At 62.1% G+C, this 12,680-nt stretch carries 11 protein-coding genes; 6 read left to right on the forward strand and 5 right to left on the reverse strand.

Annotated features, from left to right (window positions below):
• Positions 1–629: 629 nt before the first annotated feature.
• From purE to SBP02_RS00415, 5 genes are all read left to right on the forward strand, one after another.
• Positions 630–1,121: a 5-(carboxyamino)imidazole ribonucleotide mutase gene (purE, locus tag SBP02_RS00395; RefSeq protein ID WP_318644423.1), complete on the forward strand. Its 492-nt coding sequence runs from the start codon at positions 630–632 to the stop codon at positions 1,119–1,121.
• A 99-nt stretch (positions 1,122–1,220) separates the two neighbouring features.
• A complete protein-coding gene (locus SBP02_RS00400; protein WP_318644424.1) occupies positions 1,221–2,306 on the forward strand; it encodes a 5-(carboxyamino)imidazole ribonucleotide synthase in 1,086 nt (361 codons plus the stop codon).
• 111 nt (positions 2,307–2,417) lie between these two features.
• The gene (locus SBP02_RS00405) at positions 2,418–2,663 is read left to right on the forward strand and encodes a GlsB/YeaQ/YmgE family stress response membrane protein (protein ID WP_318644425.1); all 246 of its coding nucleotides are present in this window, start codon (positions 2,418–2,420) and stop codon (positions 2,661–2,663) included.
• A 32-nt stretch (positions 2,664–2,695) separates the two neighbouring features.
• Positions 2,696–3,229 carry a DUF3299 domain-containing protein gene (locus SBP02_RS00410; protein ID WP_318644426.1) on the forward strand — a complete coding sequence of 178 codons (534 nt, stop codon included), beginning with the start codon at positions 2,696–2,698 and terminating at the stop codon, positions 3,227–3,229.
• A 119-nt stretch (positions 3,230–3,348) separates the two neighbouring features.
• Positions 3,349–5,412 (forward strand): cation:proton antiporter, encoded by a 2,064-nt coding sequence (locus SBP02_RS00415; protein WP_318644428.1) that lies wholly within the window; start codon positions 3,349–3,351, stop codon positions 5,410–5,412.
• Positions 5,413–5,514: 102 nt separating this feature from the next.
• On the opposite strand, the gene SBP02_RS00420 is transcribed toward SBP02_RS00415, so the two are convergent.
• Positions 5,515–7,695, reverse strand: coding sequence for a M14 family zinc carboxypeptidase (locus SBP02_RS00420; RefSeq protein WP_318644429.1), 2,181 nt, complete (start codon positions 7,693–7,695; stop codon positions 5,515–5,517).
• 477 nt (positions 7,696–8,172) lie between these two features.
• On the opposite strand from SBP02_RS00420, the gene SBP02_RS00425 reads away from it, so the two are divergent.
• On the forward strand, positions 8,173–8,652 hold the full coding sequence (locus tag SBP02_RS00425; protein WP_318644430.1) for a hypothetical protein: 480 nt from the start codon (positions 8,173–8,175) through the stop codon (positions 8,650–8,652).
• A gap of 79 nt (positions 8,653–8,731) precedes the next feature.
• On the opposite strand, the gene SBP02_RS00430 is transcribed toward SBP02_RS00425, so the two are convergent.
• The 4 genes from SBP02_RS00430 to SBP02_RS00445 all read right to left on the reverse strand — a co-directional run bounded on the left by SBP02_RS00430 (position 8,732) and on the right by SBP02_RS00445 (position 12,672).
• Positions 8,732–9,493, reverse strand: coding sequence for a hypothetical protein (locus tag SBP02_RS00430; protein WP_318644431.1), 762 nt, complete (start codon positions 9,491–9,493; stop codon positions 8,732–8,734).
• A gap of 53 nt (positions 9,494–9,546) precedes the next feature.
• Positions 9,547–9,735 carry a hypothetical protein gene (locus SBP02_RS00435; RefSeq protein WP_318644432.1) on the reverse strand — a complete coding sequence of 63 codons (189 nt, stop codon included), beginning with the start codon at positions 9,733–9,735 and terminating at the stop codon, positions 9,547–9,549.
• A 166-nt stretch (positions 9,736–9,901) separates the two neighbouring features.
• Positions 9,902–10,315 carry a hypothetical protein gene (locus SBP02_RS00440; RefSeq protein WP_318644433.1) on the reverse strand — a complete coding sequence of 138 codons (414 nt, stop codon included), beginning with the start codon at positions 10,313–10,315 and terminating at the stop codon, positions 9,902–9,904.
• Positions 10,312–12,672, reverse strand: a complete 2,361-nt coding sequence (locus tag SBP02_RS00445; protein WP_318644434.1) for a pesticin C-terminus-like muramidase — start codon at positions 12,670–12,672, stop codon at positions 10,312–10,314. Before SBP02_RS00445 ends, SBP02_RS00440 begins: the two co-directional genes overlap by 4 nt.
• Between the last annotated feature and the right edge of the window lie 8 nt (positions 12,673–12,680).

Here is a 12,680-nt window from a genome sequence, read left to right on the forward strand (position 1 = left end):
TGTCGTAAATTCTGATCTTCTCTAGTTTGCGACCTTTTCTGTATAGGGCTACATTCCAAAGTATCGAAAGTACGGAAACAAAAAAGGCTAGATTGACTTTGGTGTCTAGAGATATCAAGCTTGCGCTCCGAAGATATGACTATTAATTGTTCTATTTGCTGGGCATGGGGATACTTCCCATGGCTAGAAATTTATGCCCATATCCAAACACCCGCTCGCCATATCCAACCATCTCGCTCCCTGATATTGCCAAGCCCAAGGCACGACACATCCTGCTCAATATTCCGAGCATAGATATATCGACGGGGCGGGAGAGAGGAGGTGCATCCGGATTTCCATATCCTGCTGGGGCGGCGGGGCTGTGCTGGCAGTGTGCTCCAGGGCCAGCATCCAGCTCAAGGCTCGGCGAAGCTATGTCGCCTTCTATAGAGGAAGGACCACGCAGCCCGCGCCCGGCGCCGGCGACGGACGGTCACGCAGGGGGGGCGCTCTTTGTGTCGTTAGGCTATACTGCGCCGCCTTTAAACCCGCCCGCTCGCGGGTTTGACCCGAACATGACAAGCCACGCCTCTGTGCGTGGCTTGTTGGTTTTTGACGCGCCGCGAGGCGCCCGATGAAGAGGCACGACGATGAGCGCACTGGTTGGCGTGATCATGGGCTCCAAGTCCGATTGGTCCACCCTTAGCCACACCGCCGAGATGCTGGACAAGCTGGGCATCCCCCATGAGGTCAAGGTGGTGTCCGCCCACCGCACCCCGGACCTGCTGTTCCAGTACGCCGAGGAGGCCGAAGGCCGCGGCATTCAGGTGATCATCGCCGGGGCCGGCGGTGCCGCCCATCTGCCGGGCATGTGCGCGGCCAAGACCCATCTGCCGGTGCTCGGCGTGCCGGTGCAGTCGTCGATGCTGTCGGGCGTCGACTCGCTGCTGTCGATCGTGCAGATGCCGGCCGGCGTGCCGGTCGCTACCCTGGCCATCGGCAAGGCCGGTGCGGTCAACGCGGCGCTGCTGGCGGCGAGCATCCTCGGTCACCAGCACCCGCAGTACCATGCGGCGCTCAAGCGGTTCCGCCAGGAGCAGACCGAGACCGTGCTGGACAACCCGGACCCGCGCCAGGCCTGAGGGCCGCGCCGGCAACCGGGGATGAGTCGCGCGGGCCAACCCGCGCCCAGGGCAGTGCAGAGGGCCGCAGGCGCTTGCGGCCGTTGATGAGGTAGAACCATGAAGATCGGTGTAATAGGTGGCGGCCAGCTGGGCCGCATGCTGGCCCTGGCCGGTACCCCGCTGGGGATGAACTTCGCCTTCCTCGACCCGGCGCCGGACGCCTGCGCCCAGGCCCTGGGCGAGCACATCCGCGCCGACTACGGCGACCAGGACCACCTGCGCCAGCTGGCCGACGAGGTCGACCTGGTGACCTTCGAGTTCGAGAGCGTGCCGGCCGAGACCGTGGCCTTCCTCTCGCAGTTCGTGCCGGTCTACCCCTGCGCCGAGTCGCTGCGCATCGCCCGCGACCGCTGGTTCGAGAAGTCCATGTTCAAGGAGCTGGGCATTCCCACGCCCGAGTTCGCCGACATCCAGTCCCAGGCCGATCTCGACGCCGCGGCCGCCAGCATCGGCCTGCCGGCGGTGCTCAAGACCCGCACCCTGGGCTACGACGGCAAGGGCCAGAAGGTCCTGCGTGCTGCCTCCGACGTGGCCGGCGCCTTCGCCGAGCTGGGCAGCGTGCCGTGCATCCTCGAGGGCTTCGTGCCCTTCACCGGCGAGGTGTCGCTGGTGGCGGTGCGCGGCCGTGACGGCGAGACGCGCTTCTACCCGCTGGTGCACAACCGCCACGACAGCGGCATCCTCGCCCTGTCGGTGGCCAGCACCGATCACCCGCTGCAGGCCCTGGCCGAGGACTATGTCGGCCGGGTGCTGAACAAGCTCGACTACGTCGGCGTGCTGGCCTTCGAGTTCTTCGAGGTCGACGGCGGCCTCAAGGCCAACGAGATCGCCCCGCGGGTGCACAACTCCGGACACTGGACCATCGAAGGCGCCGAGTGCAGCCAGTTCGAGAACCACCTGCGCGCCGTCGCCGGCCTGCCGCTGGGCTCCACCGCCAAGGTCGGCGAGAGCGCCATGCTCAACTTCATCGGCGAGGTGCCGGCGGTCGACAAGGTCGTGGCCATCGACGACTGCCACCTGCACCACTACGGCAAGGCCTTCAAGGTCGGTCGCAAGGTCGGCCACGCCACCCTGCGCTGCAAGGACCGGGCGACCCTGGAGCAGAAGATCGCCGCCGTCCTGGCGCTGATCGACCAGGCCTGAGTCGCTGCCGGCGACCTGTCCGGGCGGTGGCGGATGGAACCTCTGCCGTCGCCTCCCGTCTGATGGCCAGGTGCCGCTTTCGGCACCCGTCACCGAAAGGGAGAGCCTGATATGAACATCCTCGGAATCATCTTCATCGGCCTGATCGTCGGTCTGGTCGCCCGCTTCCTCAAGCCCGGCGACGACAGCATGGGCTGGATCATGACCATCCTGCTGGGTATCGGCGGCTCCATCGCCGCCACCTACGGCGGCCAGGCGCTGGGCATCTACCGGGTCGGCCAGGGGGCCGGCTTCATCGGCGCGGTGGTCGGCGCGGTGGTACTGCTGATCCTCTACGGCGCGATCAAGAAGCGCTGAGCCGACCCTTTCCACCTGTTGCGAGCCTGCCGATGCGCTACCTGCTGCTGCCCCTGCTGTTGCTCAGTCACCTGGCGCTGGCCGAGCCGGCGGAAACCGACTGGCTGGAACTGATGCCGGAAGAAGACCGCCAGGCCCTGGAGGCCATGCCGGAGATCGAGCATGACGGCCCCGAGCAGGACGGCACCTTCTACAACCCCGGCGGCCTGCGCCAGCAGGACAAGAACCTGCCGGCGGTGATGTACTCGGCCAGGACGGTGGCGGCGCTGGATGGCCGCTCGATCCGCCTGGGCGGCTACCCGGTGCCGCTGGAGAGCGACGCCGAGGGCCGCAGCACCCTGTTCTTCCTGGTGCCCTATCCCGGCGCCTGCATCCACGTGCCGCCGCCGCCGCCGAACCAGCTGGTGCTGGTGCGTTACCCGTCCGGCATAGCGCTGGAAGATATCTACGCGCCGCTGTGGGTCAGCGGCACGCTCAAGGTCGAGCCGATCAGCAACGAGTTGGCGGAGGCGGCCTACGCGCTGGACGCCGCCGCGGTGCGCCCGGTGGAGGAGGCGGACCTCTAGCCGCCAGGCCGGCACCACCTCACGCGCCCCGGCCGAGCGCCTGCCGTTGCCTATGCTGAACAGAGGTTGCCTGTTCCTGCGCGGACAGGCCCAGCACCTGCCCGAAACGGGGGTGAGCCATGACGGACGGTCTGGCGATTCTGCTGTTTGCGGTCTTCGCCCTGCTCAGCGGTGCCCTGCTGCGCTTCCTGCTGCACGGCAGCAGGGTGCCTTACTCGGTCGCCCTGCTGCTGCTCGGCCTGCTGGTCGGCGCCCTGGCGGAGCAGGCCTGGCTACCGGCCTGGGCCCAGGAGTTCAGCCAGAGCGTCGACTATGTGGCCGGTATCGAACCGCAGCTGATCCTGTTCCTGTTCCTGCCCGCGTTGATCTTCGAGTCCGCCTTCGCCATGGAGGTGCACCTGTTCCGCCGCATGCTGCCGCAGATCGCCCTGCTGGCGGTGCCGGGGCTGATCATCGCGACCCTGCTCACCGCGCTGCTGGTGCGCCTGGCGCTGCCGCTGGAGTGGAGCTGGCCGGTGGCGCTGATGTTCGGCGCCCTGGTCAGCGCCACCGACCCGGTGGCGGTGGTGTCCTTGCTCAAGGAACAGAGTTCGCGCAAGCGCCTGGAGACCCTGATCGAGGGTGAGTCGCTGCTCAACGACGGCACCGCCATCGTCTTCTTCGTGCTGTTCTACGCCATGTTGCTGGGCGGCGCGGTCGAGGCCGGGGTGGCCCAGGTCGGCCTGGAGTTCCTCCGCGTGGTCTGCGTCGGCGCCCTGGTCGGGCTGCTGGTGGCGGCGGGGGTGGTGCTCTGGGTCGGCAAGGTGTTCAACGACGCGGTGCTGGAAACCGTGGTGACCATCGCCGCCGCCTACCTGGGTTTCATCGTCGCCGAGCACGGCTTCCACTCCTCCGGGGTGGTGGCGGTGGTGACCACCGCGGTGCTGCTGGCCGGGGTCGGCCGCACCCGCTTCAGCCCGGAGGTGATGCACTACCTGCATCACTTCTGGGAGATGCTCGCCTATATCTTCAACACCCTGATCTTCCTGCTGGTGGGCATCATCATCGCTCGCCTGGTGGCGCTGCCGCCGTTGCACATGTGGCTGAGCCTGCTGCTGCTGTACCTGGGGGTCAATGTGATCCGCGGCACCACCATCGCCCTGCTCTCGCCCTTGCTGGCCCGCCTGGGCATCGGCCTGACCCGCGACAAGGCCATAGTGCTGACCTGGGGCGGCCTGCGCGGCGCGGTGGCCCTGGCATTGGCGCTGTCGGTGGCGCAGCAGGGGCAGATCGAGGCGAGCATCCGCGAGCAGGTGCTGTTCCTCACCGCCGGCCTGGTGGTGCTGACCATAGTGATCAACGGCGCCAGCATCGGTACGCTGCTGCAGTGGCTCGGCCTGGCCCAGCTGCCGCCGGCCAAGCAGGCCACTGTGGTCAAGGCCGAGGGGCTGATCCACAACGAGGTGGCCGATCTGCTCGAGGCCCTGCAGCGCGACCCGCTGCTGGCCCATGCCGACTGGCCGAGCATCGAGCGCAGCCTGCAACGGCTCAGGCTCAGCGCCGAGTTCCAGCCACGCGCGCCTGGCCCGCAGGAGGACCTGGCGGTCTTCTACAAGCGCCAGCTGCTGGAGAGCGAACGGCAGAACTACTGGAACCAGTTCGGCCTGGGCTTGCTCGACCAGGGCGCCACGGCGCGCCTGGTGGAGGCGGTGGAAGCGGCCCTGGACGGCGTTCCCGACCTGGGGCCGCGGCCCCGCCTGCAGGGGTTCTGGGCCGAGCCGCCCTGGCTCGGCCGCCTGGCCCGCTGGGGCTGGTTGCAGCGCCGGCGCTTCCGCCACCTGGCCGCGGTCTACGGCACCCTGCGCGGCTACCTGCAGGCCCAGCAGGCACTGCTGGGCCTGGCCACCGACCTGGCCCCGGACCCGAGCATGGCGGCGGCCGCGCGGCAGCAGATCGAGGCCAACCTCGAGCAGGCCCAGGCCCTGTTGAGCGAGCTGCGTCACGAGCACGGCAGGGTAGTGGCGCAGCTGGAGAGCTATACGGCGCTGCGCCTGCTGCTCAACCGCCAGCGCGAGGCGGTGCAGCATCTGGCCGACGAGGGCGTGCTGGAGCCGGCGGAGAGCCGCAAGCTGATCGAGCGGGTGGAACAGCAGATGTTCGAACTGGCCCGCGGGCGGACCGACGTCCTGGATCGGCGAGCCTGAGCGGTCAGGCGGGGGGGGCGCGCGGGCGACGGGAAGAGCCGCCGAGCGGATACGCGGCGGACGGGGCAGGACCGGGCTGCGCTGCCCGGCCCTGCCGGTGGCTTACTGGATCACCACGCTGTAGTCCTCCACCTCGCCGTAGTCGTAGCTGCCGCAGGCGTTGGGTGCGCTGTTGTAGCGCATGGCCACGCGCATGCGGGTCTTGCCGCTGGCGGCGCTGGCCGGGATGTTCAGCGTGCCGTTGACCACCGAGGTCTTGGCGCTGCCCGAGCTGAACACCTGCTCGCCGCTGTCGCTGAAGTCGCCGTCCTGGTTGAGGTCGATCCACACCTTCCAGTACTGCTTGTAGGCGGTGCCGGCGAACTGCGGGGTCAGGCTCAGGCTGTTGTTGCCGCGCTGCAGGCCGATCTGCTGGCTGGTGAAGTCGCTGTAGGTGGCTGCGCCGGAGGCGTTGCTGAAGCTGCCGACCTGCACCTTGCCGATCCACTCATAGCTGGCGCTGCCGCTGGCGGCACTGCAGTACTGCGCCGGCGGCGTGCCGCCGTCCTCGTCGATCACCAGGAAGTTGGCGCTGACCGCGCCCCAGGCCCCCGAGCTGTCGCGGCTGCGCACATAGACCAGATGCTTGCCCTCGCTGAGCCCTGCGGTTACCAGGCTGCCGGTGAAGCCCTCGGTGGCGCTGTTGAAGCTGCCGTCGCTGGCCTGCAGCGCCGCCGGCGTCGCGCCAGACTCCCAGGGCGCCTTGTCGATATAGACCTCCACCGCGCTGATGGTCTGGGTACTTTCGGTGCCGTTGCTGTTGTTGAAGCGGGTATCGCTGGCGGTGCCGCTGACGGTGACCGTGGTACCGGCCGGCACGCCGGTGGTGGCGGCGGTGCCGCTCAGGCTGAGGGCGGTGACGTCCGGCCCCGAGGGGGTCAGGTAGGGCGTGCGCACCACCTTGGCGGCATAGATCAGCGCCGGCAGGTTGTTCGGCTTGATGGTGTTGGTGTAGGTGCTGCAGTTCTGGAAGAACTGGGTGCCCAGCTCGAAGGTGTAGGCGGCCACGCCCAGCTCGCCGTAGCTGATGCCGTCGCTGGTACCGTCGGTTGGGTAGAGGCCGATGGACTGCTGCGGGCTGTAGCCGTTGAAGAAGGCGAACTTGCGCCCGAGGGTCTGCAGGGCATTGCCGTTGGGCGCCGGGCTGCTGGTGTCGCCCCAGGGCCAGAGCACCAGTTCGCTGTAGCTGTGGATGTCCAGGTGGATGCCGCTGGTGTCGCTGGGTGCGCCATCGTTCTTGCCCGGGCCGCGGCGGTCCGGCCAGAGGCCGCGCACATAGTTCTCCAGGGCCTGGATCTCCGGCTCGGAGCCGGCGCTGGGGCCGCGGTAGGTGTCGTTGCACTGGCTACCGCTGGAGCCCTGGCCGTTGGTGCTGTTCCAGCCGAAGGTGAAGTTGCGGTTGAGGTCGGCGCCGCGGCTGTTGCTGCTGGCGCCGCAGTAATTCTGGTTGGTGTTCTTGCGCCAGGACAGCCCGGTCTCGGCCTTCTTGCGGCCGTCCGGGTTGGCCATCAGCATGATGTGCACTTCGTGATGGTCGAGGATCCAGGTGGCATCGGCGTCTTCGCCATAGCCGTCGACCAGCCAGCGGGCGAAGTCCAGAGTCAGGGCGGCGGTGGTGTACTCGCGGGCATGGATGGCGCTATTGATGAACAGCTTGGGCTTGTCGCCGGTCTTGGCCTGGTTGGTCAGCTTGAGCACGCGCATATCGTGGCCGCCCAGGTTGTTGCTCTTCTCCCAGGAGTCGCCGACATCCAGCCACTGCGCCAGGTTCGGCTTGCTGCTGGCCATCCCCGCGGCCGCCGCGAAGGTCTCTTCCACCGTGGCGTAGCAGGCGTAACCGGGAATACCGCTGGCACTGCTGGCGCTGGGCGCCGCCATGCTCTTCATCTGCAGGCGGTTCTGCATCTTGCTCAGGATCTGGTTGCGCTTCTCGATGAACTCGGTGGCCGGGGCGAAGGTGAAGCCAAACACCTGCAGCTTCTGCATCTCTTCGTCATTCAACTCCATGACCAGGTAGCCGTCGTCGTAATGCGACTCGAGCATCTGCCCGTGGAAGCTGATGGCCGCCTTGCGGGCGATTTCCTTGTTCGGGAAGAACGCCTTGTAGACCTGGTTGGCGGCCTTTTCCTGCTCGAGCAGGAGAAAATCGTCCTGGGCAACAGCGGCGTCGGCGAATGCCAAGTTGGTATTAACACCGGCGACCACCAGGGCGATAGCCGACAAGGTATGTAGAGCTGTCTTCATTATTCATTTCCTTCGAATAAAGTTGCTCGGCGAAGCGGGATAGGCTTCGCGATGGGAAGAGTTCTTGTGGAACTCAGGGCTGCTGGGAAACGCATCCCGCTGCCAGTTCGAAACGGGGTCAATACTTCCTCAATTGACCCGCAACGGCTGTCGATACCAGCGCCGGCAGGGAACCGTTGCAAAGTAGAAGTGCTCTAAATTGCTGTCAATTGCTGGGAATATCCGGGTTTTGGAAGGCTTTTTGGGCATTTCCTGTGGTGTTTGCGCCAGCTTGACGGGCCAGCCGAAGAGGCAGCCGACCGGATCGGTTACGGGAAAACAACGGCGGCCAGGCAAATCAATTTGTTACTGCCATTAAGACGGGATGTTTGGATTTGGCTTTGAACGAGTCAAATTAATGACTGGGTGGTGAAGTTGTAGGCTGTGCACCTGACAAGTGCACGCGAAGTGTCGAGTCGATCACGGAGATATAAGGATATGTCGCATCCGCGAAAATCGAGAAAGAGTAATTTTCTGGGGTTCCTGGCCGCCTGCGGCTTGAGCACGGCGCTGGTTGCCTGCGCTGTCGCCGAGCCTGCGCTGCCGACCGAGGCCCGGCACCTGGCCGAGCAGTGGCAGGCGTTACGCGCCAAGCCCGGGCATTTCTCTGGCGCTGCCTGGGATGACCAGGTCGACAAATGGCAGGGCACCAAGCACCGGTTGATGCAGCAACTGCTCGAGCTGGCCTGGAGCGAGCGCTACGACGCAACCCAGCTACGCGCCCTGCTCGGCGCCCCGGACCGGGTCTGGACGCCGGAATCGGATGAGTACGCCGACTGGCTGCGCCTGACCGACTGGCGCGGCCAGCCCGCCGGCGAGCTCTGGGCCTACGACTGGCGCGGCCAGCATGATCAGCTGCTGTTCGCGCTGGAAGGCGAACAGCTAAAGGCGGCGGGGTGGTTGTTGATGTATGAGTAGGGTGTTTGGGGGCTTGGTGAGGGGCAGGTTTATTGTTTAGAAAATAAATCTGTCCCCCCTTTTTTGCTTTTTGATTGGTTCAATTGGCTTCTATCGCGTGTAGCAGCTCCACCGATGTCAGGCGTTTCAGCGTGTGCGTGGCCGGATCCGTCTCCACGTCCAGCGACAGCGGTGTGGTGCCATCCGCGTCATACACGAAGTAGACGTTGCCGCTGCTCACTTCATGAGTTTTGCCGCCCGCAGTCGCTATTGTTTTCGGTGCTGCCGACATCAACTCGTCAACCGAGTGATAACGCAGTGTTACGTCGACCTCGCCCAAGCGGCCTAGGGGAGCGTCGGCCGCTTGAGGAGGATCGGCTATCACTGACTGCAGGGGCACTGTATTGGATGCTTCGATCCACTTGTCCGAGTAGGAAAAAATCAGATCTTGGTACTCGCTCGACAGTGGCTTATCCAGATTGCATACGGCCTTGCGAATAGATGCGCCATTCTGTCCATTGCGGATATTGCCGTACATGCAGTCGATGAAGGGGACTTTTTCCTTGAGTGAGAGGGTATAAAACACTTCGAAATGTGTGTTTGATCCGGCGTTTTCGTAGCTCAGCGCGGGAGCCCCGTTGAACGAGACTAGGGTTCTGGACGTCTGGCCTGCGTAATCAACGATATCGGCGAATACCTTGGTTTCCTTTCCCCAGCTGATCGTCAACTCGCCGGTGTCCATGTTCCCTTGGTAGGTTTCCGTGACTTCGCCTCTATTGACTGTGACGGTGTACGTCTGCGCATATATAGCGCTAGCCAGCGCAAGCGATATCAGCAGCGTGGTAGATACTATGTGCTTCATAGAGTGAATGTTTCCTTGGCTGAGGATGTTTCCCTGAGAATGGATTCGAACTTCTATGCGTATTCGATGATAGTGGTCAACTTATCTTTAGGGTTAATGATGTTCCGGGCATTCACATAGTCCACGCCAGAGGCATTAATGTAGTGGGCTAGTTTCTTATCGGTGAAGATGCCCTCTTTCATGCCCCAAATCATAATTGGCACGGAGTGCTCTGGCTCGGTGGCCTTATCGGGTTGGGTCACGAAATCGATGCCGAAGTACTCTTTGGCCTTGCGGTAGCTCTTCTTCCAAGTGAGATGAACGAGTTCTCGCCTTCGGTACTTGCAGCCGTCACCCTGAGCAGATTGTGCTGCAAGGGCCCCATGCGCGATCTCATTGATCCATCAGTTCGACTCAGTGCTTTGTGCTTTAAGGGTTTTCTATATCTTCGCAAATCATTTCGCTTATGGTGCTATTCTCAATCGGAACAAAGCATTTCATCTTTTGCTCACCAGTTGTTTCAAGAGGAGTAATGCTTAATGTGAGATGTGCACCAAGGCTAGAGAAATAAACGTTCTCGAAGTGAGAGTCAGAAAAGTCGGTTCTAAATGATTTTCCATTTAGGCTGCAAAAATTTTTAGCAGAAGTTATTTTCCAACCATTCCTAGGGTTAAGGGTCTGAAAAAAAGCACAAGGCTCTCCATATATGCGGATGTATCTGGCGACTATGTTGTTTAGTCTTGCTGATTTTGCTTCGGATATTTTTGAGTAGTCAATTTCTTCTCCGGCTACCGCTGTCGCTAGAAAGACTATGAAAAGCTGCAGCAACGCTATCTTCTTCACTTTGTTTTCCTCAAATACTCGGAGCGCTTACTGAAACGGTCATCGGGGACACTTGGCCACCTCGTTCTGTCGGACATGACTTTTTGAAGCTCCTCGATGTTATTGTCGACAATGTGCTGTTGTACTATTTTTCTCGAGTTTGGTGTGTAGTCACCTCGGTAAATTAGGTCAACAGCCATGTCTTGTATCTTGCTATCTGTAGCGTCCCAATTCAGCCTTCCATACTCTTCGATGTTTGAGTTTGAGCTTGATATTCGTATAACTTCATTTTTCATGAATTCATAGACCGGAATAAATAAGTCATATTGCTGCTTTCTGGTTATTCTGGTTGATTTTATCTCTGTGCTTGCGGAGGCCAAATAATCTTTGGCTGCTTGACCTTTTAGACCTTTGGCACCAATAAGCCAGCTAAAAAGTGGCTCTGATATCCTCGCAGAGGAGAGGTCAGTCTCTGGGTTGGGACGTTGTCCCAGATCGTAGCCTCTACCAATGGTCACGCCTGAAGCGCCGCCTGGCCAATGGATAATTCGGCTAAAGTAGCGATATAAAGAGTTCGAAGGGTTATCGATGTCGTTCCCCTCAACATCGAATGTTAACTGACCACGTGGGACTTTTAGCCACTTGAGATCATTTTCATCGTCTAGCCCGCTAAAGTTTCCAGCCAACCCAATTGGCTGAAAATGCCACGCCTTCCCATCCTCACTAATCCCATGCTGCCCCGCCAGTTCTTTCCACCAGCTCAGCTTCTCGATCCGCTGTTTTTCGATCTCCCAGATTGGATTAGGTTTGCCGGGTTCCTCTGCTAGCAGTGGATCGAGTTCGTCCCATTTGCTCTTGTTCCAGTACCACTCGCTTTCATATTTGGTGACGAGCTGGCCAAGCACTTGGGCGTGCCAGGGTTTGCCGAGGGCTGCGCGAATTTCGTCGCTGGTTAGTACGCCGTCTTTGTCGCTGTCGACGATGTCGAAGAGACGGGCAATGGCCAGGACAGGGCCACCGTCGGCCTTGCTAATTTGAGCGCGGTAATTCTGCTTTTCGTCGTCGCTCAGCATGCCTCTGGCGTTGAGGGCGTAGGCAAGTTTCTCTACAGGGGCACCGGTGTCTTCGATGCACTGAAAGCCTGGCCATTCCCAGGGGCTGTGGCGTGTGGTGATGAGGTCCTGCTCGGCCAGCCAGCCGTTGATGGGGTTTCCATCCTTGTCGGCGAACAGTCCATCCAGGCGCCACCAATGCGTAGTCTGTGCCGTGCTACTGCCGGGGGGCGTTGTACTGACCTTGATCTTGTGGGGCGTCGGTAACCCGTCCAGCAAGGCTTGCGGGATGATCAGGTCAACACCGATCCGATTGCCGGCATCGCCTTGTTTGGGCGGGTTGTCGGGCTTGATGTCGTCACGGTGGGCGATCAGCTTGCTGGCGTCCTTGTGGACCTTGAGCAGGGTTTTCTCGGCATCTGGCAGGGGACGGGCCCAGGCTTGACTCTTGCTGATAAAACCGGGCACGTCTTCGCAGCTGAACACTTCCAAATGCAGCAAAGGCTGTGCTGCACCGTTGTGGTTCTGATAGGTGCCCAGATGGCCGATCAGGTCGCCGGCCTTGATCGCGATGCCGGTGTCCAGCACCACCACGCTGTCCTTGGCTTTGGGTTCGTGCTGGGCTTTGAGTAGTTTGAAGGCCACAAAGCCGGGTAGTTTGCCTTCGCTGTCTGGCGTCAGGGCGGGTTCGGCTGCACCGCTGACGATGCTGAGCAACTTACAGAAATCGCCCTCTGAATGGCTGACGGTAACCTGCGCACCTTTGCTCAGCACCGCCAATTTCTCCCCGTTGGTTTTGGGCTCGGCACGGACATTGAGGCCTTGATCCTTGGTGTCGACGCTATACGTGGCTGCCTCCCAGAATGTTGGCCGGGGGAGGCTTGGCTTGGCCTGATAGGCGGCCCAATCCTGCAGGTGCATATACAGGCTGTAAAAGGTCAGCGTCGGGGGCGACTGTTCGCTGGCGGCTGCGCCCGCGTTGCTGGGCCGGGGTGGCTGAAGCCTATGTTTGACCAGGACGAACCCCGAGGAAAACGGCGCGCGCCTGATCTGCGGGATGTCGTCGCGGTACTCGCTGACCGGGTAGTTGTCATTAACTCGGTAGGCGATCACCTCACCGTCGGCGATGCAGCGCACGCTGGATTGATCGAAGACTGCGGCGGTGCCTTTGTCGAAATGCACGCCGCCATGCCATAGACCGTTTTCGCCAGTCGGGTAGTAGCCACCATTGGCCTTGGCCATATTGGTCAGATACTGCAGAGGGTTGATCGCCGTCCCCGTGTTTGGGAACGGATATGCCCAGTTGATCGGTTTGCTGTCTGCCATGATTTTTC

The sequence above is a fragment of the Pseudomonas benzenivorans genome (assembly GCF_033547155.1).
GTDB lineage: Bacteria > Pseudomonadota > Gammaproteobacteria > Pseudomonadales > Pseudomonadaceae > Aquipseudomonas > Aquipseudomonas benzenivorans_B.